Origin of the sequence: Modestobacter sp. DSM 44400 (assembly GCF_900107175.1) — a bacterium.
Lineage (GTDB): Bacteria > Actinomycetota > Actinomycetes > Mycobacteriales > Geodermatophilaceae > Modestobacter.
This window is the reverse complement of the sequence record NZ_FNOZ01000024.1, coordinates 1-25,344: the sequence shown is the minus strand read 5'-3', so window position 1 is coordinate 25,344 and position 25,344 is coordinate 1. Positions and strand designations below refer to the sequence as shown.

The 25,344-nt window shown below is 73.6% G+C and carries 27 protein-coding genes and 1 riboswitch; of the genes, 17 read left to right on the top strand and 10 right to left on the bottom strand.

Going from position 1 to position 25,344, the window contains the following annotated elements:
* Positions 1–56: 56 nt before the first annotated feature.
* A complete protein-coding gene (locus tag BLW04_RS15155) occupies positions 57–320 on the bottom strand; it encodes a hypothetical protein (RefSeq protein ID WP_091542903.1) in 264 nt (87 codons plus the stop codon).
* 273 nt (positions 321–593) lie between these two features.
* Between BLW04_RS15155 and BLW04_RS15150 the strand changes: the two genes are divergently transcribed.
* From BLW04_RS15150 to BLW04_RS15135, 4 genes are all read left to right on the top strand, one after another.
* Complete coding sequence (locus BLW04_RS15150) at positions 594–1,103, top strand: (2Fe-2S)-binding protein (protein ID WP_091542901.1); 510 nt, start codon at positions 594–596, stop codon at positions 1,101–1,103.
* A complete protein-coding gene (locus tag BLW04_RS15145; RefSeq protein ID WP_091542898.1) occupies positions 1,100–3,604 on the top strand; it encodes a xanthine dehydrogenase family protein molybdopterin-binding subunit in 2,505 nt (834 codons plus the stop codon). Before BLW04_RS15150 ends, BLW04_RS15145 begins: the two co-directional genes overlap by 4 nt.
* Before the next feature lie 28 nt (positions 3,605–3,632).
* The gene (locus tag BLW04_RS15140; RefSeq protein WP_091542895.1) at positions 3,633–4,490 is read left to right on the top strand and encodes an FAD binding domain-containing protein; all 858 of its coding nucleotides are present in this window, start codon (positions 3,633–3,635) and stop codon (positions 4,488–4,490) included.
* A 144-nt stretch (positions 4,491–4,634) separates the two neighbouring features.
* Entirely contained in the window at positions 4,635–5,834 is a 1,200-nt protein-coding gene (locus BLW04_RS15135) for an SRPBCC family protein (RefSeq protein ID WP_091542893.1), read from the top strand.
* Positions 5,835–5,841: 7 nt separating this feature from the next.
* Here BLW04_RS15135 and BLW04_RS15130 read toward each other — a convergent pair whose 3' ends face one another.
* From BLW04_RS15130 to BLW04_RS15120, 3 genes are read right to left on the bottom strand one after another with little or no spacing between them, the layout of a single operon-like run.
* Positions 5,842–6,480: an alpha/beta hydrolase family protein gene (locus BLW04_RS15130; protein ID WP_091542889.1), complete on the bottom strand. Its 639-nt coding sequence runs from the start codon at positions 6,478–6,480 to the stop codon at positions 5,842–5,844.
* A complete protein-coding gene (locus BLW04_RS15125; RefSeq protein ID WP_091542887.1) occupies positions 6,477–7,157 on the bottom strand; it encodes an HAD-IA family hydrolase in 681 nt (226 codons plus the stop codon). The genes BLW04_RS15130 and BLW04_RS15125 overlap by 4 nt, the downstream gene beginning before the upstream one ends.
* Entirely contained in the window at positions 7,154–7,837 is a 684-nt protein-coding gene (locus BLW04_RS15120; RefSeq protein ID WP_091542884.1) for a DedA family protein, read from the bottom strand. Before BLW04_RS15120 ends, BLW04_RS15125 begins: the two co-directional genes overlap by 4 nt.
* A 72-nt stretch (positions 7,838–7,909) precedes the next feature.
* On the opposite strand from BLW04_RS15120, the gene BLW04_RS15115 reads away from it, so the two are divergent.
* Positions 7,910–9,208 carry an amidohydrolase family protein gene (locus BLW04_RS15115; protein ID WP_091542882.1) on the top strand — a complete coding sequence of 433 codons (1,299 nt, stop codon included), beginning with the start codon at positions 7,910–7,912 and terminating at the stop codon, positions 9,206–9,208.
* Between the two features lie 13 nt (positions 9,209–9,221).
* Here BLW04_RS15115 and BLW04_RS15110 read toward each other — a convergent pair whose 3' ends face one another.
* Complete coding sequence (locus BLW04_RS15110; RefSeq protein ID WP_091542879.1) at positions 9,222–10,037, bottom strand: MBL fold metallo-hydrolase; 816 nt, start codon at positions 10,035–10,037, stop codon at positions 9,222–9,224.
* Between the two features lie 357 nt (positions 10,038–10,394).
* Here BLW04_RS15110 and BLW04_RS28495 point away from each other — a divergent pair, with 357 nt between their 5' ends.
* From BLW04_RS28495 to BLW04_RS15095, 4 genes are all read left to right on the top strand, one after another.
* Positions 10,395–11,186: a cation:proton antiporter domain-containing protein gene (locus BLW04_RS28495; protein ID WP_254781621.1), complete on the top strand. Its 792-nt coding sequence runs from the start codon at positions 10,395–10,397 to the stop codon at positions 11,184–11,186.
* Between the two features lie 146 nt (positions 11,187–11,332).
* A complete protein-coding gene (locus BLW04_RS28490) occupies positions 11,333–11,656 on the top strand; it encodes a UBP-type zinc finger domain-containing protein (RefSeq protein ID WP_254781600.1) in 324 nt (107 codons plus the stop codon).
* An 83-nt stretch (positions 11,657–11,739) separates the two neighbouring features.
* Positions 11,740–13,251, top strand: a complete 1,512-nt coding sequence (locus tag BLW04_RS15100; RefSeq protein WP_091542877.1) for a TldD/PmbA family protein — start codon at positions 11,740–11,742, stop codon at positions 13,249–13,251.
* On the top strand, positions 13,248–14,639 hold the full coding sequence (locus tag BLW04_RS15095; RefSeq protein ID WP_091542874.1) for a metallopeptidase TldD-related protein: 1,392 nt from the start codon (positions 13,248–13,250) through the stop codon (positions 14,637–14,639). Before BLW04_RS15100 ends, BLW04_RS15095 begins: the two co-directional genes overlap by 4 nt.
* 241 nt (positions 14,640–14,880) lie before the next feature.
* Here the strand turns inward: BLW04_RS15095 and BLW04_RS26800 are convergent, their stop codons facing one another.
* Entirely contained in the window at positions 14,881–15,045 is a 165-nt protein-coding gene (locus tag BLW04_RS26800; protein WP_175484069.1) for a hypothetical protein, read from the bottom strand.
* A 277-nt stretch (positions 15,046–15,322) separates the two neighbouring features.
* On the opposite strand from BLW04_RS26800, the gene BLW04_RS15090 reads away from it, so the two are divergent.
* From BLW04_RS15090 to BLW04_RS15080, 3 genes are all read left to right on the top strand, one after another.
* Positions 15,323–15,628: a hypothetical protein gene (locus BLW04_RS15090; RefSeq protein WP_091542872.1), complete on the top strand. Its 306-nt coding sequence runs from the start codon at positions 15,323–15,325 to the stop codon at positions 15,626–15,628.
* Positions 15,629–15,710: 82 nt separating this feature from the next.
* Positions 15,711–16,244, top strand: coding sequence for a hypothetical protein (locus BLW04_RS15085; RefSeq protein ID WP_254781598.1), 534 nt, complete (start codon positions 15,711–15,713; stop codon positions 16,242–16,244).
* 114 nt (positions 16,245–16,358) lie between these two features.
* Positions 16,359–17,363, top strand: coding sequence for a C40 family peptidase (locus BLW04_RS15080; protein ID WP_091542870.1), 1,005 nt, complete (start codon positions 16,359–16,361; stop codon positions 17,361–17,363).
* Between the two features lie 9 nt (positions 17,364–17,372).
* Here BLW04_RS15080 and BLW04_RS15075 read toward each other — a convergent pair whose 3' ends face one another.
* Positions 17,373–17,744 carry a YdeI/OmpD-associated family protein gene (locus tag BLW04_RS15075; protein WP_254781596.1) on the bottom strand — a complete coding sequence of 124 codons (372 nt, stop codon included), beginning with the start codon at positions 17,742–17,744 and terminating at the stop codon, positions 17,373–17,375.
* Positions 17,745–18,069: 325 nt separating this feature from the next.
* Between BLW04_RS15075 and BLW04_RS15070 the strand changes: the two genes are divergently transcribed.
* The 5 genes from BLW04_RS15070 to BLW04_RS15050 all read left to right on the top strand — a co-directional run bounded on the left by BLW04_RS15070 (position 18,070) and on the right by BLW04_RS15050 (position 20,993).
* Positions 18,070–18,816 carry a histidine phosphatase family protein gene (locus BLW04_RS15070; RefSeq protein WP_091542867.1) on the top strand — a complete coding sequence of 249 codons (747 nt, stop codon included), beginning with the start codon at positions 18,070–18,072 and terminating at the stop codon, positions 18,814–18,816.
* Positions 18,797–19,687, top strand: a complete 891-nt coding sequence (locus BLW04_RS15065; protein WP_091542863.1) for an NAD(P)H-hydrate dehydratase — start codon at positions 18,797–18,799, stop codon at positions 19,685–19,687. The genes BLW04_RS15070 and BLW04_RS15065 overlap by 20 nt, the downstream gene beginning before the upstream one ends.
* A complete protein-coding gene (locus BLW04_RS15060) occupies positions 19,684–20,007 on the top strand; it encodes a hypothetical protein (protein ID WP_091542861.1) in 324 nt (107 codons plus the stop codon). The genes BLW04_RS15065 and BLW04_RS15060 overlap by 4 nt, the downstream gene beginning before the upstream one ends.
* A 55-nt stretch (positions 20,008–20,062) precedes the next feature.
* Positions 20,063–20,593: a gamma carbonic anhydrase family protein gene (locus BLW04_RS15055; RefSeq protein ID WP_091542860.1), complete on the top strand. Its 531-nt coding sequence runs from the start codon at positions 20,063–20,065 to the stop codon at positions 20,591–20,593.
* Between the two features lie 67 nt (positions 20,594–20,660).
* On the top strand, positions 20,661–20,993 hold the full coding sequence (locus BLW04_RS15050) for a hypothetical protein (protein WP_091542859.1): 333 nt from the start codon (positions 20,661–20,663) through the stop codon (positions 20,991–20,993).
* Positions 20,994–21,143: 150 nt separating this feature from the next.
* Here BLW04_RS15050 and BLW04_RS15045 read toward each other — a convergent pair whose 3' ends face one another.
* The 3 genes from BLW04_RS15045 to BLW04_RS15035 form a co-directional block, all read right to left on the bottom strand.
* Positions 21,144–22,307, bottom strand: coding sequence for a fatty acid desaturase family protein (locus BLW04_RS15045; RefSeq protein WP_254781594.1), 1,164 nt, complete (start codon positions 22,305–22,307; stop codon positions 21,144–21,146).
* Positions 22,308–22,399: 92 nt separating this feature from the next.
* On the bottom strand, positions 22,400–23,476 hold the full coding sequence (locus BLW04_RS15040) for a homoserine O-acetyltransferase MetX (protein ID WP_091542997.1): 1,077 nt from the start codon (positions 23,474–23,476) through the stop codon (positions 22,400–22,402).
* An 82-nt stretch (positions 23,477–23,558) separates the two neighbouring features.
* Positions 23,559–24,851, bottom strand: a complete 1,293-nt coding sequence (locus BLW04_RS15035) for a bifunctional o-acetylhomoserine/o-acetylserine sulfhydrylase (protein WP_091542857.1) — start codon at positions 24,849–24,851, stop codon at positions 23,559–23,561.
* Positions 24,852–24,893: 42 nt separating this feature from the next.
* Positions 24,894–25,009, bottom strand: a riboswitch (SAM riboswitch).
* Between the last annotated feature and the right edge of the window lie 335 nt (positions 25,010–25,344).

Genomic DNA, 25,344 nt, shown 5'->3' with positions numbered 1-25,344 from the left:
GACGCTCGTGCGCTGAGTCCGCTACGGACGTAGAGCACGAGTGTCGGCAGACCTGCTCAGTCCGGTGCGGCGATCTCGAACGTCAAGGTCGCGTACCCACGGCGGCGGCGCGACTCGACGCCCCCGTAGCCGACCCCGCCGACCACCCCGATCCGGGTCAGCAACCCGGCGATCTCGACATCGCCGGGCGCCGGGAAGCCGGCTGCCCAGCCGGGCGGCCGCCGCCCCTCGACGACGGCGGCGACGTCCGCATGGGTGATCAACCGCAGGACGAGACGCACCCTCAGCAGCTCGGCGGGCGGACCGGGGGGCGTGTGCACGGCAGGGACTGTGGCCGCTCTCGGGCCGGACGGCCGAGGCACTTCTGCCCCTCGCTGCAACGGGGTGCAACGTTGACATCCCCATAAGCTGCGGGCGGAAAGCGGTCGGTTCTCCGCGCGAGCGGAAACCGGCCCGCTCGGACTCCGCCCAAGCGGAGCGCGATCCCACGACCATCAGGTAAGCGTGGCCTAACACTTGTGTCCGTTGTCACACTGCGTGCAGACCTGCGGGAGAACCGCAGTGCGCAGCCGAAGCAACGAAGCGGAGGACACGTGACCCAGATCAACGTGCGGGTCGACGGGACGTCCTACTCGGACGACGTCGAGCCGCGGACCCTGTTGGTCCACTACCTACGGGAAGGCCTGGGGAAGGTCGGCACGGTCGTGGGGTGCGACACCAGCAACTGCGGCGCCTGCACCGTCCACCTGGACGGCGAGGCCGTGAAGTCGTGCACCGTGCTGGCCGTCCAGGCCGACGGCGGGACGGTCACCACCATCGAGGGGATCGCCGACGGCGGCACCCTGCACCCGATGCAGAAGGCCTTCCACGAGATGCACGGCCTGCAGTGCGGCTTCTGCACCCCCGGGATGATCATGGCCTCGATCGACCTGGTCGGTGACAACCCGGACCCCAGCGACGACGAGGTCCGCGAGGGCATCGAGGGCAACCTCTGCCGCTGTACCGGCTATCAGAACATCGTGCGGGCCGTGCAGCAGGCGGCCGCCGAGATGCGCGGCACCGGCACCGCTTCCGCCCCCGCCGAGGCGGTGGCCCGGGCATGACCGCCGTCGAGGACCCGACCAGCACCACCGCCCCCGAGGCTCCGGCCAACCAGGTCGGCCAGGCGCGCCTGCGCAAGGAGGATGCCCGGCTGATCACCGGGGCGACCACCTGGACCGACAACATGGTCCTGCCCGGGATGCTGCACCTGTCGGTGCTGCGCAGCCCCGTGGCGCACGCCCGCATCTCCCACCTCGACGTGAGCGCCGCACAGCAGCGCCCGAACGTGGTGGCCGTCTACACCGGTCAGGACTTCGCCGAGGAGCAGGGCTCCATCCCCTGTGCCTGGCCGGTCACTGCCGACATGGTCAACCCCGGGCACCCGAGCGTCGCCGTCGACCAGGTCAACCACGTCGGCGAGGCCGTCGCGGTCGTCGTCGCCCGCAGCCGCAGCGCGGCAGCCGACGCCCTCGAGGCGATCGACATCGACTACGAGTCGCTGCCGGTGGTGCTGGACATGGAGGAGGCCGTTCAGGAGGGCGCCGACCTGGTCCACTCGCACACCTCGTCCAACACCAGCTACCACTTCGTCTTCGACGCCGGCGAGGCCGGCACCGGGGCCGACACCGACCAGGCGTTCGCCGACGCCGAGGTCACCGTGAGCCGCCGGTTCGTCCAGCAGCGACTCATCCCGGCGTTCATGGAACCCCGCTCGGTCGTCGTCCAGCCGCAGGGCGACAACTTCACGATGTGGTCGGCCACCCAGATCCCGCACGTCCTGCGCGTCATGCTCGCGATGGTCACCGGCATTCCGGAGCACAAGCTGCGGGTCATCGCCCCCGACGTGGGCGGCGGCTTCGGCGGCAAGCTGCAGGTCTGCCCGGAGGAGGTGCTCGCCCTCCTGATCGCCCGCCGGCTGGGCAAGCCGGTCAAGTGGACCGAGACCCGCAGCGAGTCGCTGATGGCCGCCCACCACGGCCGCGACCAGGTCCAGTTCATCGACGTCGCCGCGGACCGCGAGGGCAACCTCAAGGGGCTGCGGGTCCGGCTGCTGGCCGGCATGGGCGCCTACCTGCGGCTGATCACGCCCGGGGTGCCCGCGCTGGGCGCGTTCATGTTCCCGGGCATCTACAAGTTCCCGGCCTACCGGTTCGAGTGCGACGGCGTCTTCACCAACAAGGTGCCTACCGACGCCTACCGCGGGGCGGGCCGGCCGGAGGCCACGTTCGCCATCGAGCGGATCATGGACGAACTCGCCGTCGAGCTCGGTATGGACCCCCTCGAGCTGCGCCGGAAGAACTGGATCAACGCCGAGGAGTTCCCGTTCACCACCGTGGCGGGCCTCGAGTACGACAGCGGTGACTACGGCGCGGCGACGGACCAGGCGCTGGAGCTGGTCGGCTACGACGAGCTGCGGGCCGAGCAGCAGCGGCGCCGCGAGTCGAACGACCCGGTCCAGCTGGGCATCGGCTTCTCCACCTTCACTGAGATGTGCGGGCTGGCCCCCTCCCGGGTGCTCGGCTCGCTGTCCTACGGCGCCGGTGGCTGGGAGTCCGCCTCGATCCGGATGCTGCCCACCGGCAAGGTCGAGGTCGTCACCGGGTCCACCCCGCACGGGCAGGGCCACGAGACGGCGTGGAGCCAGATCGTCGCCGATCAGCTCGGCGTGCCCTTCGAGGACGTCGAGGTGCTGCACGGCGACACCGCGATCTCCCCCCGGGGCATGGACACCTACGGCTCCCGGTCGCTGGTGGTCGGCGGCACCGCCGTCGTGAAGGCCGCGGAGAAGGTCGTCGCCAAGGCCCGGAGGATCGCCGCCCACCTGCTCGAGGCCAGCGAGGACGACCTCGAGTTCACCGGCGGCACGTTCTCCGTCAAGGGGACGCCGGGCACCGGGGTCGGCATTCAGGAGGTCGCGCTCGCGGTCTTCGCCGCGCACAACTACCCGGAGGGCATCGAGCCCTCGATCGACGCCGAGGCGACGTTCGACCCGGTGAACTTCTCCTTCCCCCACGGCACGCACATCTGCGCCATGGAGGTCGACACCGACACCGGGTTCGTGAAGATCCGCAAGTACGCCTGCGTGGACGACGTCGGCACGATCGTCAACCCGATGATCGTCGAGGGCCAGATGCACGGCGGCCTGGCGCAGGGCATCTCCCAGGCGCTCTACGAGGAGGCGATCTACGACGCCGAGGGCAACCTGACCACCGGCACCTTCGTGGACTACCTGCTGCCCTCGGCCGCGGACCTGCCGCACTTCGACACCGGCAACACCGTGCACCCAGCGCCGGGCAACCCGCTGGGCGCCAAGGGCGTCGGGGAGGCCGGCTGCATCGCGAGCACCCCGGCGGTGGTCAACGCCGCGCTGGACGCCGTCCGGCACCTCGGCGTGACCGACATCCGGATGCCGCTGACCCCCGAACGGGTCTGGCGGGCCATCCACACCGGCGGGGACGGCGGCGACCGCGCGACCGCCGGCACCAACGCCTACGGCGGGGCCTCCACCGAGTCCACCGCCGGCGTGTCCACCGACGCTTCCTCCCTGGGGGGAGACCGATGATCCGCGATCTCGACGAAGGAGAGAAGCCATGATCCCGGCTGCGTTCGCGTACGCCCGACCGACCACCGTCGACGAGGCGCTGCAGGCCATCGCCGACGGTGGTGAGGACGTGAAGGTGCTCGCCGGCGGGCAGTCGCTCATCCCGGTCATGCGCCTGCGGCTGGCCGCTCCGGAGACCGTGGTCGACCTGACCCGCGTCGCTGAACTGCGCGGGGTTCGCGAGGAGGGGGACGTGCTGGTCGTCGGGGCGATGACCACGCACTCCGACGTCCTCGCCGACCCGCTGCTCGCCCAGTACGGGCAGCTGCTGGTCCAGGCCACCGAGACGGTGGCCGATCGGCAGGTGCGCCACCGCGGCACCTTCGGCGGCGCGCTCGCGCACGCTGACCCGGCCGGCGACCTGCCGGCGGTAGCGCTGGCGCTGGACGCCGAGTTCGTCCTCGTCGGCCCGTCCGGACGGCGGACGGTCCCGGCGTCGGAGTTCTTCGTCGACTACCTGACGACGGCGCTGGAGGAGGGGGAGCTGCTCGTGGAGATCCGCCTCCCCAAGCTCGGCTCCGAGTGGGGCGTCCGGTACGAGAAGTTCAACCGGGTGGCGCAGGCCTGGTCGATCGTGGCGGTGGCCGCCGCGGTCCGCCGGGAGGGCGGCCGGATCGCCGAGGCGCGGATCGGGCTCACCAACATGGGCTCGACCCCGCTGCGGGCCACGGCCACCGAGGCCGCCCTGCTGGGTGCCGACGTCAGCCTCGAGGCGGTCACCGCAGCCGCCGCGCTGGCCGCCGACGGCACCAGCCCCAGCAGCGACCTCAACGCCCAGGCCGATTACCGCCAGCACCTGGCCCGGGTGCTGACCCGCCGCGCCCTGTCGGCCGCGACCGGGCTCTGAGCCCTCCGACTGCCGTCCCGCGCGCGCCGGACGCGCGCGGTAGCGTCGGCCTCTCGCCCCGATCACCGCACGTCCCGGCCTGACCAGCTGCCCCCGGCTCCCCGCCCGGAGGCGCTCGTGCCGCACATCCTCGGAGGTCCTGCAGTGCAGCTGGAGAACTCGTTCACCGTCCCCCTGCCCATCGACGAGGCCTGGCGGGTGCTGATGGACATCGAGCGGATCGCCCCGTGCATGCCGGGCGCGATCCTCGACTCGGTCGACGGCGACGACTTCACCGGCCGGGTCAAGGTCAAGCTGGGCCCGATCAACCTGACCTACCAGGGCAAGGGCTCGTTCACCGAGCGCGACGAGACCACCCACCGCGCGGTCATCGACGCCCGCGGCAAGGACCAGCGGGGCAACGGGACGGCCGCGGCCACCATCACCGCGAAGCTCGCCTCCGAGGGGAGCGTCACCCGCGTCGACGTCATGACCGACCTCAACATCACCGGCCGGCCGGCCCAGTTCGGCCGGGGCGTGATGACCGACGTCGGCAACAAGCTGCTCGGCCAGTTCGCCGACAAGCTGTCCGCCCAACTGGCGAGCGGCGACCTCGGCGTCGACCCGGCTGCGGTGGACACCGCTGCCGCCACCCAGGAGCCGACCGTGGCGGGCACCGCGAAGGCCGCGGCAGCCAAGGCTGCCGCCACCACCGCCGGCGCCGTCGAGGAGGTGGCGGCAGCCGTCGAGGGCTCCGCCGGCGACGGGACCCCGGCGAAGAAGGCCGCCGCCGCGGCCAAGAAGACCGCTGCCGCCGCGGCCGACACGACCGCCGGCGCGGAGGCAGCCGCACAGCCGGCCAAGGCCACCACCCCGGCCAAGGCCACCACCCCCACCAAGGCCACCCCGGCGAAGGCCACCCCGGCCAAGGCGACCGCACCGGCCAAGGCCACCTCGACCGCGCCGACCGCGCCGACCTCGTCCTCGGTGCCCGACCCGACGGTCCCCCCGGCTCTCTCCGCGGCTCCGGTCGCCGCGGACACCGCCCCGGCGTCCGACGCCGCGCCCTTCAATGGCACCGGCACGGTCGAGGACGAGTCCCCGGTGACCGAGCCGACGCCGATCACGGCAGCCAGGAAGGCGCCGAGCAAGCCGCCGACCGGCACCACCGCGCCGCCGAACAAGCCGGCCACCGGCTCGCCGGCTCGCACCACTCCGCGCCCGGCTGCGGCCGAGCCCGAGCCGATCGACCTGCTCGAGGTCGCCGGCGGGGCGGCGATGACTCGTTACGCCGCCCCCGCGGCCGGTGGTATCGCGGCCCTGCTGGTGCTGCTGCTGGTCGTCCTGCGGCGCCGCCGGACCTAACTCCGGCTCAGCCCGGCGGGAACTGCCCCAGCCAGCCGAGGGTCGCCGCGATCACCGCGGCGACGTCCGTGGCCAGGGCGTGGTCACCCGGCACGGCGGACACCCGCCCCGGGTCTCCGCCGAGTGCCGCGATCACCTCGGGCGGCCGCCCGAAGGCGTCCCGTTCTCCCTGCACGACCAGCAGCCGCACCGTCACGCCCCGCAGCTCGGCGGCCCGGCTCTTTTCCGGCCGGCCCGGCGGGTGCAGTGGAAACGCCAGCGCGAGCACCCCGGCCGCGTGCTGCGCGGCGGCCGTCCGGCAGGCCACCCGCGCCCCGGCGCTGCGCCCGCCGAGCACCAGCGACCCGGCGAGGTCGCCGTCCGCGCGCAACTGCGTGAGCACCGCGGTCCAGCCCTCGTCCAGCCGCGTCGGCGCCGGCGCGACCCGTCGGCCGGCCACCCGCCACGGCTGCTCGACGCGCAACGTCCGCCAGCCGGCCGAGGCGGCCGCCAGCGCCAGGCCGGTCAGGTCGGCCGAGCCGACCCCGCCGCCGGCGCCGTGCCCGAGCACCAGCGTGCCGCACGGGTCGCTGTCCGGTTCGTCGCGGTGCACCCGGGCCGGCCCCAGCGGGGTGTCGACCTCGCGCGGCCAGCTCGAGCCCGTCACCCGGCCGGGGGCAGGACCAGCAGAGCGTCCACCACCTCCACGAGGGAGCCCTGCACGTGCGGCGGATCGAACACCGCGGCGTACACCCGCTCCGCCCGGTTGGAGGTGAAGCCAGCGGTGAGGCCGGCGCGCTGCGCACCGAGCACGTCCCAGGAGTGTGCCGCGACCAGCGCCATCCGGTCCGGGGCCACGTCGCAGACGCCGGCGGCCCACAGGTACGCCTCGCGGTTGGGCTTCCAGGCCTGGATCGACTCCGAGGTCAGCGTCCGCTCCACCAGCGTGGCGACCCCGCCGCGGGACAGGGCCGCCTCGGCGACGCCGGGCGACCCGTGGCTCAGGGTCACCGCCCGGACGCCGGCCTCGGCCAGCCGGCGCAGAGCCGGCTCGACGTCCGGGTGCGGGGACAGCTCCATGAACGCGTCGGCCACCTGCGTGCACGCCGCGGTGGGCAGCTCGGTCAGCTGGGCCACGGACGCCTCGAACGCGGCGCGGAACGGGCACCAGCTCCCGACGGTGGCGGCGACGAAGCCGGTCAGCAGGGTGCGGGCGAACACCGCGGGCAGCAGGTCGCCGGGCTGGCCCAGCTCGATCAACGCCGCCCGCACCGGGGCCACGTCCAGCAGGGTCTCGTCGACGTCGAAGGCGACGACCTCCGGGCGGGCACGCGGCTCGGTCATGACGCCGGCTGGTCGCGCTCGTCCGCAGGCAGGTCGGTACCGGCGTCCGCGGGGCGGCGGTGACGACCGGTCACCTTGCGGTAGACGAACCAGCCCACCGCGGCGACGACCACGGCGACCACCACGTAGTCCAGGTAGTGCAGGTTCGCCTGCACGAAGTCACCGGCCGCCACGCCCAGCCCGATCAGCAGACTGTTCCAGATCAGGCTGCCGCCGGCGGTGAAGAGCAGGAACTTCGGCAACGGCATCTTCACCACGCCCGCGGGCACGGAGACGAAGCTGCGCACGATCGGCACCATGCGGCCGAAGAACACCGCGGACCGGCCGTGCCGCTCGAACCAGTCGAACGTCCGGTCGACATCGCCGGTCTCCACCAGCGGGAGCCGGTCGAGGAAGGCATGAGAGCGGCGGGGGCCCAACGCGCGGCCGATCCAGTACAGGATGAGCGCGCCGACCAGGGAGCCGACGGTGGCCCACAGGATGACCGGCACCACCGACATCCGGCCGTCGTTGATGAGCACCCCGGCGGCCCCCAGGACCGCTTCGCTGGGGATCGGCGGGATGACCGTCTCGATGAGGATGGTCAGGCCGACGCCCACCGGTCCCAGCTTGTCGACGAGGTCGAGCAGGAAGCCGGTGATGCCCCCCGAGTTGGACGCCGCTGCGGCGAGAAGGGGCATGGGCCCACGGTATCCGGGCGTCGCCGGGCGTCGCCGGGCCCGCCGGGCCGGTCGGCAGTAGGTTCTGCGTCCATGCTGCAGCGCTTCACCGCCCGGGCCGTCGTCGTCGGGGACCGGGCCGGCACCGTCGTCCCCGATGCGGTGGTCGACGTCGAGGACGGGCTGATCGCCTGGGTCGGGCCGGCCGCCGAGGCGCCGGGCGCCGCAGACGCGCGGATCACCGCGCTGCGCGGCGTGCTCACCCCCGGGCTGGTCAACACCCACTCGCACGCGCCGATGGTGCTGTTCCGCGGTCAGGGCGAGGGCCTGCCGCTGGACCGCTGGCTGCGCGAGGTGATGTGGCCGCGTGAGGCGCGCCTCACCCCTGAGGACGTCGAGGTCGCCATGACCGCGGCGTCGGCGGAGATGCTGCGGCACGGAGTCACCGCCAGCGTGGAGATGTACTTCCACCCCGAGCGGATCGCCGCGGCGGTGACGGCGACCGGCGCCCGCGCGGTGATCGCCAACCCGCTGATCGGGCTGCCCGGGTTCGGCAGCTTCGACGAGCAGCTGGACACGGCGCTGCGCCTGGCGGCCGGGGCGGCCGGTGACGGGCAGGTCGAGTACGGCATCGGTCCCCACTCGGCCTACACCGTCCCGCTGCCGGTGCTGACCCAGGCGGCCGAGGCCGCCCGCGCACACGACCTGCTGCTCACCGTGCACGTGGCCGAGACCGCCACCGAGGGCGACGAGCTGCTCGCCACCTCCGGCGCGAGCGTGCCCTCGCTGCTGGCGGCGCACGACGTCCTCGGCGGGCGGGTGCTCGGTGCGCACTGCGTGCACATGGACGACGGCGACCTGGAGCTGTGGCGGGAGTACGACGCCGCCGTGGCGCACTGCCCGGGCAGCAACACCAAGCTGGCCAGCGGCACCGCCCGGCTGCGAGACATGCTCGACCTGGGCATCCGGGTGGGCCTGGGCACCGACGGCCCGGCGTCCAACGACAACCTCGACCTCTTCGAGGACCTGCGGCTGGCCGCCCAGCTGGCCCGGCTGCGCGAGCGGGACGCCACCGCGCTCACCGCGCCCGAGGCGTTCTGGCTGGCCACCGGCGCCGCGGCCGCCGCGATCGGCCGCGAGGACCTCGGTCAGCTGACCGCCGGGCGTCGCGCGGACCTGGTGCACGTCGACAGCGACGACATCGCCTTCGTGCCGGTCGGGGACGCCGACGACCTGGTCACCCACCTGGTCTGGTCGGTGGGCTCCCGGCACGTGCGGGACACGTGGGTCGCCGGTCGGCAGGTGGTGCGGGACGGCGTGTCCACCACGGTGGACGAGGCCGCCCTGCGCGCCGACGTCCAGACCCGGGCGATGCGCCTGGCCGGCCGCTGACCCCCCTGGCGGGTCAGGCGCGCAGCGAGACCGTCCGGCCGCGGCCCACGGCGCGGATCTCCCCGGGGAGGCGGCGGTCGGCGACCTCGGCCACGAAGTCGCCCAGCGGAGACTTGAACAGGCCGTAGTCGTCGTAGTGCACGGGCACGGTGACCGGCGGCTTCAGCAGCTCCACCAGGTCGGCCCCCTGCCGCGCGTCCATGGTCACCGTGATCCCGGCGATCTTCGTGCCGCCCAGGTGGGGGACCAGGACGTCGAGCGGTCCGCAGCGCTGCAGCACCTCGCCGAGCACGGGCCGGAAGAGGCTGTCGCCGGTGACGTAGCCGCGCCAGCGCACCTCCCCGTTGCTGACCAGCTCCAGCACGCTGCCCATCACCTGCGGCAGCACCCGGGCCAGCGGGCCGGGGCCGTGCACGCCGGGCACGCTCGTGATGCGGAGCGTGTCGGTGCCGCGGGTCAGCTCATGGGTCTGCCACGGCTGCAGGTCCGCGGTCGCGGTGAAGCCCCGCTTGCCCAGGCAGGCCGCCGCCTCCGGGGTGGACACCACCGGGGTGTCCTTGGGCAGGGACCGGGTGGCGATCCGGTCCCAGTGGTCGCCGTGCATGTGCGACAGCAGGACGGCGTCCAGGTCGGGCAGCTGCGTGGGCTGCAGCGCCGGCTCGGTCAGCCGCCGGCTGCGCAGCCCGTAGCCCAGGTGCGCCCACTGCCCGCGGTGCAGGAAGTTCGGGTCGGTCAGCAGGGTGAAGGACCCCAGCCGCAGCAGCGCCGTCGCGGTGCCACCGAAGGTGAGCGTGACGTCGTCGGCAGGACCAGCGGGGAATTCGGCCATGCCGGCGGGTACCCCCCTGCCGCCGTTGCCCAACCCCGCCAGCCGGTCGCCGGCCCTGACACGAGCACCACCGGCGCAGCCGCGCCGCGCAGGAGGTGACCGTGGAACTGACGCTGGGGCTGGTCGCCCTGGTCATCCCCGTCTGGGTGGTCGCCAGGGCGTGCGACCGCTTCGGCTGGCCCACCCCGCTGGTGCTCGTCCTGATGGGCGCCGCGGCGTCCTTCCTGCCCGTCGTCCCCGAGGTGCGGCTGGACCCCGAGCTGGTCTTCAACGCCCTGCTGCCCCCGCCGCTGTACGCGACCACCGCCCGGACGTCGCTGTTCGACTTCCGGCACAGCAAGGGGCAGCACGGTGCTGATGTCGGCGGTGCTGATCGTGTTCGGCACCGTGGTCGTCGGCTGGGCCACCTGGCTGCTGCTACCCGGCGTCGCCCTCGCCGCGGCGCTCGCCCTCCTCCGTGCCCGGCTGCGCGACCCGGTGCTGGACACGCTGGTGTCCTTCGTCGCCCCGTATCTGGCCTTCCTGCCGGCCGAGGCGCTGCACGCCTCCGGTGTGCTGGCCACCGTGGTCGCCGGCCTGGCGTTGGCCCAGCTCTCGCCCCGGGTGCAGACCGCCTCGGCCCGGGTCACCGAGGCGATCACCTGGCGCGCGGTGGCCTTCGTGCTGGAGAACGGCGTCTTCCTGCTCATCGGCCTGCAGCTACCGGTGGTGCTCTCCGGCGCAGCCGACAGCGGCATCGGCGCCGGCCGCATCGCCGTCGTGTGCGTCGGTGTGCTGGTGGCCACCATCGTCGCGCGCGCCGTCTTCGTGTTCGGGATGGCCGGCCTGCTGCGCCTGGGCACGGCGTCCATGCGTCGGACGGCGTGGAGCCCGCAGGTGGCCGGGCTGGTGTCGTGGGCCGGCATGCGCGGAGTGGTCACCCTGGCGGCGGCGCAGTTGCTGCCCGAGGACCGGGCCGACCGGAACGTGTTGCTGTTGGCGGCGTTCACCGTCGTGGTCGGCAGCGTGCTGGTACAGGGCGCCTCGCTGCCCTGGCTCGTCCGCCGGATCGGCCTGCCGCCCCCGGACCCGGCCGAGGACGCCCTGCAGGCCGCCGAGATCGGGGACGCCACCAACGCCGCCGGAGGGCCTGGTGGACCGGCTGCGTGACCGGTCCATCGCACGCCCGCACGCGGCCTGGGAGCGGCTGGGCCGGCCGCTGGCCGACCAGCAGACCCCGTCGAGCCGCTACGCCCAGCTGCGGATGGAAATGCTCGCGGCCGAACGGGCGGTGGTGGTGCGGGCCCGCGACGACGGTGCCGCGGAATCCGAGGTGCTGTCCGCGGCCCTCGCGGCGATCGACCTGGAAGGACTCCCTGCTCGACCGGCACGAGGAGCTGGCGGCGCTGGACCGGGACCGGGCGCTGGTGCCCCGGCCACGGGGCGAACGCTGCGTCCGCGAGGGGACGACGTGGGTGCACCTGCGCACCTGCCTGACCTGCGGGCACAACGGCTGCTGCGACTCCTCCCCGCGGCGGCACGCGCGGGCGCACTTCGGGGCGGACGGTCACCCGGTCGTCGTCAGCGCCGAACCGGGCGAGGCGTGGCGTTGGTGCTGGGTGGACGACGAGCTGGGCTGAGGAGGACCCGCCTGCCCTCCACCGCTCGCAGGCTCGGGGCGGGCCCCGGGAGGCGGCCGGACCCGCCTGGTAGACACAACCCCGTGGCACAGACCCGTTCCGTCGACGAGTCCTTCCTTGCGCTGCCCCTGTCCGCGCTCACCGAGGCGGCGCTGACCCGGGCGGTCGACCTCGGGTGCGAGCACGCCGACCTGCGGGTCGAGCGGGTCCGCACCCAGACCGTCCGGCTGCGCGACGCCCGCCTCGAGGCACTGGCCGACGGGGAGGATCTGGGCCTCGCCGTCCGCGTCGTCCACGAAGGCACCTGGGGCTTCGCCGCCGGCGTCGTCCTCACCGCGGGGGAGGCCGTCCGGCTGGCCGAGGAGGCGGTGGCCGTCGCGAAGGTGTCCGCCGCGATGAACACCGACCGGGTGGAGCTGGCCCCCGAGCCCAGCTACGACGGTGAGTGGGTCTCCGCGTACGAGATCGACCCCTTCCAGGTGCCGGACGCCGAGAAGACCGGCCTGCTGGTCTCGCTGTCCGAGCAGCTCCTCGCCGCCGACGGCGTCGAGCACGTGCAGTCCTCGTGCATGCACGTGAAGGAGCAGAAGTACTACGCCGACACCGCCGGCACCCGCACCCGCCAGCAGCGGGTGCGCATCCACCCCGAGTTCACCGCGCTCGCCGTCGACCGGTCCACCGGCGCCTTCGAGTCCATGCGCACGCTGGCCCCACCGGTCGGCCGCGGCTGGGAGTACCTGGCCGGTGATACGTGGGACTGGCGCGGTGAGCTCGCCGAGATCCCCGAGCTGCTGCGCGAGAAGACGAAGGCGCCCTCGGTCTCCCCGGGCCGCTACGACCTCGTCGTCGACCCCTCGAACCTCTTCCTGACCATCCACGAGTCCATCGGTCACGCCACCGAGCTGGACCGGGCGTTGGGCTACGAGGCCGCCTACGCCGGCACCTCGTTCGCCACCGTCGACAAGCTGGGCACCCTGCAGTACGGCTCGCCGCTCATGAACGTCACCGGTGACCGGATCGTCGAGCACGGCCTGTCGACCGTCGGCTGGGACGACGAAGGCGTCGCCGGCCAGCAGTGGGACCTGGTCCGCGACGGTGTGCTGGTCGGTTACCAGGTCGACCGGAACATGGCGCGGCTGCGCGGCATGGCGCGTTCCAACGGCTGCGCGTTCGCCGACTCGCCGTCCCACGTACCGGTGCAGCGGATGGCCAACGTGTCCCTGCAGCCGGCCCCCGACGGCCCGTCGACCGAGGAGATCATCGCCGGGGTCGAGCGGGGCATCTACGTGGTCGGCGACAAGAGCTGGTCGATCGACATGCAACGGTACAACTTCCAGTTCACCGGCCAGCGGTTCTACAAGATCGAGAGCGGCCGGCTCGCCGGCCAGCTGCGAGACGTGGCCTACCAGGCGACGACGACGGACTTCTGGGGCTCGATGTCGGTGGTCGGTGGCCCGCAGACCTACGTGCTGAACGGGGCGTTCAACTGCGGCAAGGCGCAGCCGGGCCAGGTCGCCGCAGTGAGCCACGGCTGCCCGACCGCGCTGTTCGAGAACACGACCATCCTCAACACCGTGCAGGAGGGTGGGCGATGAGCCTCCACGTCCGACCGCAGGAGCTCGTCGAGCAGGCGCTGGCGGCCTCCACCGCCGACGGGCAGGTGGCCTACGTCGTCGAAAGTTCCGAGGCCAACCTCCGCTGGGCCAGCAACAGCCTCACCACCAACGGCGCGATGCGCTCCCGCCAGGTCGTCGTCATCTCCTTCGTCGACGGCGGCGCGGGGATGGCTGCGGGCACCATTGCCCGCACCGGCACCCCGGACGTCGCAGCGCTGGTGGCCGCCAGCGAGCAGGCCGCCCGCGATGCGGGTCCGGCCGAGGACGCGATGCCGCTGGTCAGCGACGTGCCAGCCGGGTCCGGCGACTGGGACGCCGACGCGGCGGAGACCTCGATCAGCGTCTTCGCCGACTTCGCCCCCGCGCTGGGCCAGGCCTTCGGCGAGGCGCGGAGCCGCGACGAGCTGCTCTTCGGGTTCGCCGAGCACCAGATGGCCACCACCTACCTGGGCACCTCGACCGGACTGCGCCTGCGGCACGACCAGCCCACCGGCCGGGTCGAGCTCAACGGCAAGTCCCCCGACTTCGGGCGCTCGGTGTGGGCCGGAGTCGGCACCCGCGACTTCACCGACGTCTCGGTGGCCGACCTGGCCGCCGAGGTGCAGCAGAAGATGGCCTGGTCTCAGCGGCGGGTCGACCTGCCGGCCGGGCGCTACGAGACACTGATGCCGCCGTCCACGGTCAGCGACATGATGATCTACGCCTACTGGACGATGGAAGCCCGCGACGCCGACGAGGGCCGCAGCGTCTACGCCAAGCCCGGCGGCGGCAACCGGATCGGTGACCGGTTGGCCGCGCTGCCGCTGACCCTGCGCAGCGACCCGTACGCGCCGGGGCTGGAGTGCAGCCCGTTCCAGGTGGTCGGCGGGTCGTCCGGAGCGTCGTCGGTGTTCGACAACGGCATGGCCACCCCGGCGGTCGACTGGATCTCGGGCGGGGTGCTGACCAACCTGATCCGCCCGCGCGCGTGGGCGCTGAAGACGACCGCCCCGGCGACGGCCGCCCTGGACAACCTCGTCCTCGAGGACCCGAACGCCACCGCCACTCAGGCGGAGATGATCGCCGCCACCGAGCGCGGTCTGCTGCTCACCACGCTCTGGTACATCCGCGAGGTCGACCCCCAGACGCTGCTGCTCACCGGACTGACCCGCGACGGCGTCTTCCTGGTTGAGGACGGCGAGGTCACCGGGGCGGTGAACAACTTCCGGTTCAACGAGTCGCCGGTCGACCTGCTGGGGCGGGCCACCCAGGCCAGCCGTACCGAGCGGACGCTGCCGCGGGAGTGGAACGACTGGTTCTCCCGCGCGGCCATGCCGATGCTGCGGATCCCGGACTTCAACATGAGCTCGGTGTCGCCCGCCAGCTGACGGTCTCGGAGCTGGTCAAGGCCGGCTACCCGACCGGCACCGCCGCCGAGCGCGGCACCGGATCACCCCCGCCCGGCAGGCGGAGGAGTCCTAGCGCCGGCGCGAGGCCGCCGCCAAGCGGGCCGCCCGGCACCGCAACCGCGCCGGCCGCTGGCCGCGGCAGAGCGCCTTCCACTCTCGGCGCCGAGAGTGGTCCCGATGTCGGCGCGTGAGGCGGCGGTGGTGGCGCGGCGGTGACCCGTCAGTCGTGCCGGCGGTCCCGGCCGGTCTGCTCGGGGTCGGGGGACGACGTGGCCAGCGCCGGGTCGACCGGGGTGCCGGAGGCCACGGCGCCCTGCGCCGTCGCGTCCTCCGTGGTGGGCTCGGTTGCCGGGTCGTGGTCGTCGGGGGTCTGCTGGTTGGTCATGCCCGCGCCGTACCCGCTCTAGGCGCCGCTGAACGGCTCCGGTCGGCCGGCGGCGGGCACGCCGCCAGGCGGGCCTTGGCGCTTCCTGTCCGGCCTGACTGCCCGGCTGGTTGATCTTGCGCCTCGCGAGTGGCCCATGGTGCGGGCGAGGCAGAGAAGTTGACAATCCCGCGTGTCATTCCGCCGCGGCACGGGCAGGAATCGTGCTTCCGCTCTACTGCTCCTGAGCCGAAGACGACCCCCTGCCTCCGTGGCAGGACGGCGAGGGGAGCACCAGATGACGTACCAGCAGAAGCCGTCGATCTTCCAGGTGGGCAAAGTTCACGAGAACGGCGCGTCGATCATCGTGTCCGGCTGGGGGGTGGGCATGTGCACTCCGTCGTGCCGGTGCCACCGCAACCCCCACGACGGACAGCTCGCCCTCGCCGAGGACCAGACCGGCGGCAGCCTCGGCCTGAAGAGCTTCAGCGAGGACGGCTCATGCGACTGCTGCGAGCCATGGACCGCCGTCGAGCTCGCCGCGATCCTGCGCGACGTGGCCATCCTGGACTCGCTCGAGTCCTCGGAGCCCGCTGCCGGCTGACCGGCTTCCCCGGCCGGCCGGCCGGCCGGCTGGCCGCGCCGCGGCCGGTTGCCGGGGGCGGCGCGGTGGGTAGCCATCGCGCATGTGGGGACGAGCAGCACTGCGCGGGGCGGCGGCCGGACTGGCCGGGGTCGCCGTCATGACCGCCGGCGAGAAGCTGGAACAGCGCATCACGCACCGGCCGAACAGTTACGTGCCCGCGCGCACGCTCACTGCCCTGGCCACCGGACGACGCCTGTCCGAGTCGGCGCGACCGCCGGTGCGCAACCACGTCATGCACTGGGGCACCGGCGCGGCTGTCGGTGCCCTGCGCGGCGTCTGGTCCGCGGCCGGGCTGCGCGGCTGGCGCGCATCGGCCTGGCACTCCGTCGTCCGGCTGGCCACCGACCAGACCCTCGAGAACGCCACCGGCGTGGGTTCACCGCCGTGGACGTGGTCCCGTCAGGACCAGGTGGTCGATCTGCTGCACAAGGTCGTCTACTCGTTCGCGACCGGGCTGGTCGCGGACCGCCTCATCCCGCCCCTCCGCGGACCGCGCATTGTGCGCGACGACGGCCCGTCTCGGGTGACTCGTGGGGTCTCCGGGACCCGTGGGGCGGGTGGGCTCTGGGACTGAGCCTCCCCACGCGCGCCGAACACGCAGTGTGGTGACTGGCCCTTACGTTCGGCTCTGACGCGCTCGCTCCCTGACACCCCTTCCCCGGGTGCAGCGTGCGCCTACGGAGGCCCGGTGAACCGTTCGACCGTCCGCGGCTGGAGCCGCGGTGCCGCGCTGGCGCTGACCGCCGGGGTGCTCATCGTCCTGGCGCCGGCGACCGGGTCCGCCGCCCCCACCACGACCGACCAGGCCCGGCAGGCCGTCGTCGACGCCGGCAACAAGCTGCGGGAGCTCGACGAGCAGGTCCACCAGGCCACCGCGACCGCCGAGGAGCAGCAGGCCGCTGCGGATGCCGCCGGTGCCGCCGCCGCCCAGGCGCAGGTCGCCGTGGACGCCCTCGCGCCCCAGCTGCGCGCGATCGCCCTGTCCGGCTACACCGGCTCCACCCGCTTCCGCATCGCGGCCTTCCTGACCAGCGACTCGGCCGAGGACCTCGTCGACACGATGAGCACCCTGGCCCAGCTCGCCAACCACGCCGACGGCGTCGTGGCGCAGGTCGCCGTCGCCCGTGACACCGCCCAGCAGGCCCAGGCCACCGCGGCTGCGGCCCAGACCGCTGCGGAGGCCTCCGTCGCCGACCTCGAGGCGCAGCAGGACGCGCTGGGGGAGCAGCTGGCCGGCTACGAGGCCGATCTCGCCCGGCTCTCGGCCGCCGACCAGGTGACGGTGCAGAACGTGCTCTCCGGGCCGGTGCTGACCACCGCCAAGCCGGCGCCGGCGCCCACCGCGGCCGCCGGCGACGCCGTGCAGACCGCGCTGGCCCAGCTCGGTGACGCCTACGTCCCAGGCGCGTCCGGGCCCGACGCCTTCGACTGCTCCGGGCTGACGATGTACGCCTACGCCGCCGCAGGCATCACGCTGCCGCACTCCAGCCGCGCGCAGTCGACCATGGGCACCGCGGTCGCCCGGGCCGACCTGCAGCCCGGTGATCTGGTGTTCTTCTACACGCCGGTCAGTCACGTGGGCCTCTACATCGGCAACGGCCAGATGGTGCACGCCAGCGTGCCCGGCCGCCCCGTCGCGGTGACCAGCGTGGACAAGGCCGGCTACGTCGGCGCCCGCCGCGTCACCGGCTGACCCCTTCCGTCAGATCACGGTCGATGCGGCGCCCGGTGGGTCAGTGGAACCGGCGGCCCCCGGCCAGCATCTGCACGCAGACGGCGATCCGCCTCGCCCGGGTCTGCGGCGTGCCCGCCGTCTGCACCCGCACAGGACGGCGTACCGGCTGGTCCTGTCCAGCCCGGCGAAGAACGCCTCAGCCGCGGGGTCAGCGGCCAGCGCCGCGGCCAGGTCGCCGGGAACGGTGCTGGTCGCGGACCCGGCATAGGCCCGCTCCCACCGGCCGTCGGCCTGGGCGGCCTCCACCGCGGACAGCCCGGCCGGGCACATCCGGCCCTCGGTGACCAGGCGATTGACGGTCGCCACGTTCTTCTGCGACCACACGCTCTTCGCCCGCATCCCCCTTCGGGGTCCGTCCACAGCCGGAGCACAGCGCCACCTCGACCGCCTCCGCCGCGGTGATCCAGCCGATGCCGGCGGACTTCTTGGCGATCTGCACGTACAGGCCGGGGGCGCGCTCGTGCGCGGCGTCCAGCCACGCATCGAACTCGGCGGCCGAGGCGAACGGCCGTGCCGCGAACTCCTCCGGGCTCGCCATGGCCTCATCCTGGCGAGCCGGCGGGAGGGCGTACACCCCGTCGCGCCGTTTCGCCGTCGGCATGATCGGCTACGGCAGACCGGACGGCGCCGGTAGCGTCGCCCACCGAGCGAGACGGGGAGCGCGATGGCGCAGGAACCGGGGCCGAGTGCGCTGTGGCTGGTCCGCCACGGGGAGAGCCAGGGCAACGTGGCCGACGCCCAGGCGCACTCCGACGGCGCCGCACGGCTGGAACTCGACGTCCGGGACCCCGACGTTCCGCTGTCGGCGACGGGGGAGGAGCAGGCCGACGCGTTCGGCCGGTGGCTGGCCGGGCTGCCCGCCGACCAGCAGCCGACGACGGTGCTCAGCTCCCCGTTCGCCCGCGCCGCGGCGACTGCCGACCGGGCGGTGGCGGCCAGCGGGCTCGACCTGACCATCCGCTACGACGAACGGCTGCGGGAGCGCGACTTCGGCGCCTTCGACGGGATGACCCGCGAGGGCATCCGGGACGAGTACCCCGACGAGGCCCGCCGGCGCGACCTGCTCGGCAAGTTCTACTACCGACCCCCGGGCGGCGAGAGCTGGGCCGACGTCGCGCTGCGGGTGCGCAGCCTGCTGGCCACCGAGGCGCTCCGCCACGACGGCGAGCGGCTGATGTGCGTCTCCCACCAAGCCGTGGTCATGGTCTTCCGGTACGTCGTCGAGGAGCTGGCCGAGTCCCAGCTGCTGGAGATCGACCGGACCGAGCAGGTCGCCAACGCCTCGCTCACCCGCTACGAGCGCTGGGACGACGGGCGGTGGCAGCTCGCCGACTTCAACGGCGTGGCGCACCTCGGCTCCGCCGGTCAGGCCCCCGTCACCGAGGAGAACGATGTCCCGTCCCCAGCCTGACTCGACGCTGATCACCCCGCAGGTGCTGCGCGGCTGGCGGCTGCCCGAGCCCACCGGCGGCAAGGAGGCCCGCGGGTCGATCCTCGTGGTCGGCGGCAGCGCCGAGACCCTGGGTGCGGTGCTGCTGGCCGCGGAAGCGACCCTGCGGTCCGGGGCGGGCAAGTTGCAGGTCGCCGTCCCGCGCAGCCTGGTCGGCTTCGCCGCCCAGGCGCTGCCAGAGGCGCTGGTGCGCGGGCTGCACGAGACCGAGGACGGCGCGATCGCGGGGAGCGCCGCCGGACAGCTGGCCGACCTCGCCGGGCGGGCCTCGGCGATGCTCATCGGCCCCGGCATGAGCGACGAGGAGCAGACCCGGCACCTGGTCGAGGCGCTGCTGCCCGGGTTCCAGGGGCCGGTGGCACTGGACGCGCTGGGGCTGGCTGCGGTGACCGCGGACCCCACCTGCCTGCACCAGCTCACCGGCCGAGCGGTGCTCACCCCCAACCCCACCGAGCTGGCCATCGCGTTGCACGTGGAACCGGAGGAGATCGACGCCGACCCGTCCGGCGCAGCCCTCCGGCTGGCCGACCAGGCTCAGGCCGTGGTGGGCCTCGGCGGGGCGACCAGCTGGATCGCCACCCCCGACGGCCGGCTCTGGGAGGACCAGAGCGGCGGCGCGGGGCTGGGGGTGTCCGGCTCCGGCGACGTCCGGGCCGGGGTGGTGGCCGGCCTGCTGGCCCGCGGCGCCGAGCCGGCGCAGGCCGCGGTCTGGGCGGCGCACCTGCACGGCCGGGCGGGCGAGCGACTGGCCGCCCGGGTGGGCCGGCTGGGCTTCCTGGCCCGCGAGCTGCCGCCGGAGATCCCCCGGGTGCTGGCCGAGGTCGACCTGTGACGAGCCGGCCGGACGACGGGTCGGCCGTCCTGGCCCGGGACGCCTTCGCCGCCACCCTGGTGCGCCGGCCCGGCGGACGGCTGGTGCGCAGCGGGCGCTTCCTCGCCGCCTTCGCCGCCGAGCTCGCCTGGGGGCTGCTGCCCGCCCCCTCGCTGAGCGACGTGCTGGTCACCCGGCGCCGGGACGGCGTGGAGCGCGTGCGAGTCTCCGCCGGCGACGCCAACGTGCCCGGCGAGATGCTCGCCGTCGTCCAGCGGCAGCTCGAGGAGCTCGACCCGGCGGCCTTCCTGGCCGAGTGGGGCGAGTCCGAGCCAGCCTGAGGTGTGCACCAGCCATGCCGCGGGATCGACCCGCGGCCGACGAGAGGACGACAGCGTGGCGGACAGCTACATCGGCGAGCTCGACTTCGGAGCACCGGAGATCGATCCGGAGGCCTTCGTGGCCCCGACGGCGGTCATCGTCGGCAAGGTGACGCTGGGGCCGCGCGCGAGTGTCTGGTACGGCGCGATCGTCCGTGCGGACGCCGAGGTGATCGAGATCGGCGCGGACTCCAACGTGCAGGACGGGTCCACGCTGCACAGCGACCCGGGGTTCCCGCTGGTGCTGGGCCGCGGCGTGACCGTCGGCCACAACGTCGTGCTGCACGGCGCCCGGGTGGACGACGACGTCCTGGTCGGGATGGGCAGCACCGTGCTCAACGGCGCGCACATCGGGTCCGGCTCGATCATCGCCGCGGGCGCCGTCGTCATGCAGGGCCAGGAGATCCCGCCGAACTCCCTGGTCGCCGGCGTCCCGGCCAAGGTACGGCGGCAGACGATCGAGGACGACGTGGCCGCGATCCGCGCCAACGCCGCCAGCTACACCGGCCGGCTCGACCAGCACCGCGCCGTCCGCCGGGTGCAGTAGCCGCCGGCCGGGCAGGCTGTCGGGATGACGCTGGGGGCTCGGCGGGCTCCTCCACCTGGTTTCGACGGTGCTGACCCTCGGCGCAGATGCCACCAGCGGTGCCCGGCGTCCGACCTGGGACGTTCCCGCCGACCCGGATGCCTACCTCGACCTCGGACCGGTCAAGCTCCGACTGCCGGCGACGGCCCGGGGTGAGCGGGTGCAGGCGACCCGGCGGGACGTCTGGACCACGCGGCCGGGCGGACCGCCGGCCCGGGTGCCAGTCGAGATCTGGCGGATCGTCGACGCGGTTCGGCGAAACCGCCCGGAGGGCCGGCACGCGGACGCGCCGTGGACCCTGTCCGTCACCGACGGCAGCGGGACCGGCTCGCTGACCGGCGCCTGGCTCGCGCTGGCCTGAATCGGCCACCTGGCCGGCTGGCCGGACCCGGCCGTCGGCTGAGCTGGTCCCGACGGGTTCGGTCACGATCGGGTAACGCAGTCACCCCGGCACGCCCGCCAGATGCTGGTGACCACGCGCGCGAGCTGGCGCCGCCGGCTGGAGCAGGCGTCAGTTTCGAATCGTCTGCACCAGCGGGCAGGTGAACGGGTCGCGCTCGCCGATGCCCACCCGGTTCAGGTAGCGCACCACCATCGTGTAGGAGCCGACCAGCGAGGTCTCGGTGTAGCCGATCCCGTGCTTGGCGCAGTGCTCACGCACCATCGGCTGAACCTTCTTCAGGTTCGGCCGGGGCATGCTCGGGAAGAGGTGGTGCTCGATCTGGTAGTTCAGGCCGCCCATCATGAAGTCGGTCATCAGCCCGCCGCGGATGTTGCGCGACATGAGCACCTGGCGGCGCAGGAAGTCGACCTTGGCGTTCTTCGGGACGACCGGCATGCCCTTGTGGTTGGGCGCGAACGACCCGCCCAGCAGGACGCCGAACACGGCCTGCTGCACGAGGATGAAGCCAACCGCGATCAGCGGCGGCATCAGCAGGAACACGGCGGCCACGAACGCCACCAGCCGGACGGCGATGATCGCCAGTTCCAGCTTGCGGTGCGGCATCGTCTTGACCTGGAGCAGCGTCTGGATGCTCTGCACGTGCAGTGCCGCCCCCTCGAAGGTGAGCAGCGGGAAGAACGCCCAGCCCTGGTGCCGGGTGAACCAGCCGCGCAGGCCGGTGGTGCGCTCGGCGGCGTCGTCGGGGGTGAAGGCCAGGACGGTCGACTCGATGTCGGGGTCCTTGCCCTGCTGGTTGGGCGCGTTGTGGTGCTTGTTGTGCTTGCCCATCCACCAGCCGTAGCTCAGCCCGGCGAACCCGCAGGACAGCACCCGCGACCACCAGGCGTTGCCGGCGTGCGAGGCGAAGACCTGCCGGTGGGCGGTGTCGTGGCCGAGGAAGCCGAACTGGGTGCACACCAGCGACAAGACGGCGGCCAGGCCCAGCTGCCACCAGGAGTCGCCGACGACCGCGATGGCGACCCAGACGCCGATGAACGCCGCGATGGTCAGCGCGATCGAGACGACGTAGTAGCCGCGCCGCCGGTTCAGCAGCCCGGCGTCGCGCACGCGCGCGGAGAGGTCGGCGTAGACGCTGACCTGCCGCTCGCGCTCACGGCGGTGGGGCGCGGGAGCCATGCTGTCGGGTGCTGCAGCGGGACGATCGGACTCGTCGAGGAGATGGGCGGTCATCGCCAGCTCTCTGTCGGGGGTGGCCGGGTGTGTGCTCGGCATCGCCGGCGGGGAGGGTGGATTCGCGCTGTCACCGCGCTCCCGACAGTAGGCGACGCGACGCGAGTGTGCCCGACGATCACCGGAAGGCCAGGTCAGGGCGCCAGCAGTTCCCGGACGAGCCCGCCGACCGCCACGGTCTCGAGCAGGAAGCCGTCGTGCCCGGAGAGCGAGGGGATCATCCGCAGTGGAACGCCGAGCCCGTCGGCCACCCGCTGCTGCAGGGCCGGCGGGTACAGCCGGTCGGTGTCCACCCCGGCCACCACGACCCGCGCGGTCACCCGGCCCAGTGCCGCCTCCACCCCACCCCGGCCGCGGCCGACGTCCCAGCTGTTCATCGCCTCGGTGAGCACGACGTAACTGCCGGCGTCGAAGCGGGCGGCGAGCTTGGCGGCGTGGTGGTCGAGGTAGGAGGCGACGGCGAAGCGGCCGTCGGACTGCACTCCGGCGCCGAACCGGGCGTCCAGCTCGAGCGGGCTGCGGTAGGTGAGGTGGGCGATCCGGCGGGCGGTGCCCAGGCCGGCGACCGGTCCTTCGCCGCGGGCGTAGTCGCCGCCGGCCCAGCGCGGGTCGGTGCGGATCGCGGTCTGCTGGGTGGTCTGGGTGCCGATCTGGTCGGCGGTGGCGATCGCAGCGGAGGCGAGGAAGAACAGTCCACCCACCCGGTCCGGGTACGCGACGGCCCATTCCAGCGCGCGCATGCCGCCCATCGAGCCGCCGAGCACCGCCGTCCACCGGTCGACGCCCAGCGCGTCGGCCAGCGCGGCTTCGACGGCGACCTGGTCGCCGATGGTCACCTCGGGGAACCGGGAGCCCCAGGGAGCGCCGTCCGGTGCGGCCGAGGACGGCCCGGTGGTGCCCTGGCAGCCGCCCAGCACGTTCGCGCAGACGACGAACCAGCGGTCGCTGTCCAGGGGCGCACCCGGGCCGATCAGGGTCGGCCACCAGCCCGGCGTCGGCTGGCCCGGGCCGGCCGGCCCGACGACGTGGCTGTCGCCGGTCAGGGCGTGCTCGACCAGAACGGCGTTGCCGCCGTCGGGGGCGAGCGTGCCCCACGTCTCGTAGGCGACCCGGACGGCGGGCAGCGTGCCACCCCGTTCGAGCCGGACCGGTCCGTCCAGGTCTCCGCCGATGTCCAGGAAGCGGCGGTCGCCGGACGGGTCCCCCTCCATCCAGCCGCCCGACCGGGCCGGGGCCGCAGGGGCCCGGGGCACCGGTCCGGCGTTCCGGACCTCCGTCCCGGACCCCGTCACCTCAGGCGCCCTTGGCGGCGCGAAAGCCAGACTCAAGGTCGGCCAGGATGTCGCCGATCCCCTCCAAGCCGACGGCCAGCCGCACCAGGCCCGGAGTCACCCCGGCGGTGAGCTGCTCCTCGGCGGTCAGTTGCGAGTGCGTCGTCGACGCCGGGTGGATCACCAGGCTGCGGACGTCGCCGATGTTCGCCACGTGGCTGTGCAGCGTGAGCGCCTCCACGAACGCCTTGCCGGCCTCCACACCGCCGGCGATCTCGAAGGCCAGCACGGCGCCGGCGCCCTTCGGCGCGTACTTCTGCTGGGCTGCGTGCCACGGCGAGGACGGCAGGCCGGCGTAGTGCACCGATTCGACCTCGTCGCGGGCATCGAGCCACTCGGCCACCCGCTGGGCGTTGGCCACGTGCCGCTCCAAGCGCAGCGACAGCGTCTCGATGCCCTGCACGATCAGCCAGGCGTTGAACGGCGAGATCGCCGGGCCCAGATCGCGCAGCAGCTGCACCCGGGCCTTGAGCGCGTAGGCCGGCGCGCCCAGGTCGGCGTAGACCACGCCGTGGTACGTCGGGTCGGGCGTGGTGAAACCGGGGAACTTCCCGGCGGTCCAGGCGAAGTTGCCGGAGTCGACGATGAGGCCGGCGATCGCGGTGCCGTGCCCGCCGAGGTACTTGGTCGCGGAGTGGACGACGATGTCAGCGCCGTGCTCGAAGGGCCGGATCAGAAACGGCGTGGCGATGGTGTTGTCGACGATGAGCGGTACCCCGTTGCGGTGCGCCACCGCCGACACCGCGGCGATGTCCAGGACGTCGCCCTTGGGGTTGCCGATGCTCTCTGCGTAGAAGGCCTTGGTGTTCTCCCGGACCAGCGACTGCCAGTTCTGCGGGTCGTCCGGCTCCTCCACGAAGGTGACCGTGATGCCCATCTTGGGCAGCGAGTGGTGCAGCAGGTTGTAGGTGCCGCCGTAGAGCGAGGCCGACGCCACGATGTGGTCCCCGGCCTCGGCGATGTTCAGGATGGCCAGCGTCTCGGCGGCCATCCCCGACGCGACCGCCAGCGCCGCGACCCCACCCTCCAGCGAGGCCACCCGCTGCTCCAGCGCGTCCTGCGTCGGGTTCATGATCCGGGTGTAGATGTTGCCCATCTCGGCCAGCGCGAACAGGTCCGCGGCGTGCTGGCTGTCGCGGAACTGATAGGCGGTCGTGGCGTAGATCGGCAGGGCGCGGGCCCCGGTGGTGGGGTCGGGAGCCGCGCCGGCGTGGATCTGCCGGGTCTCGAAGCTCCAGCCGCTGGGTTCGCTCATGCGTCAGTTCCTCCTCGGATCGCGGAGACCCACGGCGCGAGGGCTCCGTCCTTGCCGGGCGGCGGGCGCCGTCCGGCCAGCTCTTCCCCTGGAGCACCTCAGACGGAGTTGAGGTTGCCGGGCAGCCAGCCAGGTGCTTGTCGCTGCCTCTCGTGAGCTGGGGAGATCCTAGCCTCGATCTTCCGTGATCTTGATGCGGAGCATGATCATCGGCTTCTGGTCCCGTGTGGGCGTCAGGATGGCATTGGGGTGTGACGGATCGGCCGATGTCGCTCGGGTGGGCGCCGGTTCCACAGGCCGGTGGGTGTCCTTCGGGTCGTCGGGTCAGGTCGCCGGGGGTCAGCCGGAGGCGGCTGCCGGGGCGGCGAGCACCGCGGTGGCGTCGCGGAGTCGTGCAAGCCCGTCGCGGACCAGCGCGGCCCAGGGGTGGTGTTCGGCCAGGTGCAGGATCCGTCGGCGTCCGGTGCGGGCCAGCGTCGCCGGGGTGGTGAAC

Excerpts from the sequence above, each read along its gene's own strand:
- BLW04_RS15145 (WP_091542898.1), top strand. The coding sequence starts at position 1,100 with ATGACCGCCGTCGAGGACCCGACCAGCACCACCGCCCCCGAGGCTCCG.
- BLW04_RS15140 (WP_091542895.1), top strand. The coding sequence starts at position 3,633 with ATGATCCCGGCTGCGTTCGCGTACGCCCGACCGACCACCGTCGACGAG.
- BLW04_RS15125 (WP_091542887.1), bottom strand. The coding sequence starts at position 7,157 with ATGACCGAGCCGCGTGCCCGCCCGGAGGTCGTCGCCTTCGACGTCGAC.
- BLW04_RS15120 (WP_091542884.1), bottom strand. The coding sequence starts at position 7,837 with ATGCCCCTTCTCGCCGCAGCGGCGTCCAACTCGGGGGGCATCACCGGC.
- BLW04_RS15115 (WP_091542882.1), top strand. The coding sequence starts at position 7,910 with ATGCTGCAGCGCTTCACCGCCCGGGCCGTCGTCGTCGGGGACCGGGCC.
- BLW04_RS15110 (WP_091542879.1), bottom strand. The coding sequence starts at position 10,037 with ATGGCCGAATTCCCCGCTGGTCCTGCCGACGACGTCACGCTCACCTTC.
- BLW04_RS28495 (WP_254781621.1), top strand. The coding sequence starts at position 10,395 with ATGTCGGCGGTGCTGATCGTGTTCGGCACCGTGGTCGTCGGCTGGGCC.
- BLW04_RS15095 (WP_091542874.1), top strand. The coding sequence starts at position 13,248 with ATGAGCCTCCACGTCCGACCGCAGGAGCTCGTCGAGCAGGCGCTGGCG.
- BLW04_RS26800 (WP_175484069.1), bottom strand. The coding sequence starts at position 15,045 with ATGACCAACCAGCAGACCCCCGACGACCACGACCCGGCAACCGAGCCC.
- BLW04_RS15090 (WP_091542872.1), top strand. The coding sequence starts at position 15,323 with ATGACGTACCAGCAGAAGCCGTCGATCTTCCAGGTGGGCAAAGTTCAC.
- BLW04_RS15085 (WP_254781598.1), top strand. The coding sequence starts at position 15,711 with ATGTGGGGACGAGCAGCACTGCGCGGGGCGGCGGCCGGACTGGCCGGG.
- BLW04_RS15075 (WP_254781596.1), bottom strand. The coding sequence starts at position 17,744 with ATGCGGGCGAAGAGCGTGTGGTCGCAGAAGAACGTGGCGACCGTCAAT.
- BLW04_RS15070 (WP_091542867.1), top strand. The coding sequence starts at position 18,070 with ATGGCGCAGGAACCGGGGCCGAGTGCGCTGTGGCTGGTCCGCCACGGG.
- BLW04_RS15065 (WP_091542863.1), top strand. The coding sequence starts at position 18,797 with ATGTCCCGTCCCCAGCCTGACTCGACGCTGATCACCCCGCAGGTGCTG.
- BLW04_RS15045 (WP_254781594.1), bottom strand. The coding sequence starts at position 22,307 with ATGCCGAGCACACACCCGGCCACCCCCGACAGAGAGCTGGCGATGACC.
- BLW04_RS15040 (WP_091542997.1), bottom strand. The coding sequence starts at position 23,476 with ATGGAGGGGGACCCGTCCGGCGACCGCCGCTTCCTGGACATCGGCGGA.
- BLW04_RS15035 (WP_091542857.1), bottom strand. The coding sequence starts at position 24,851 with ATGAGCGAACCCAGCGGCTGGAGCTTCGAGACCCGGCAGATCCACGCC.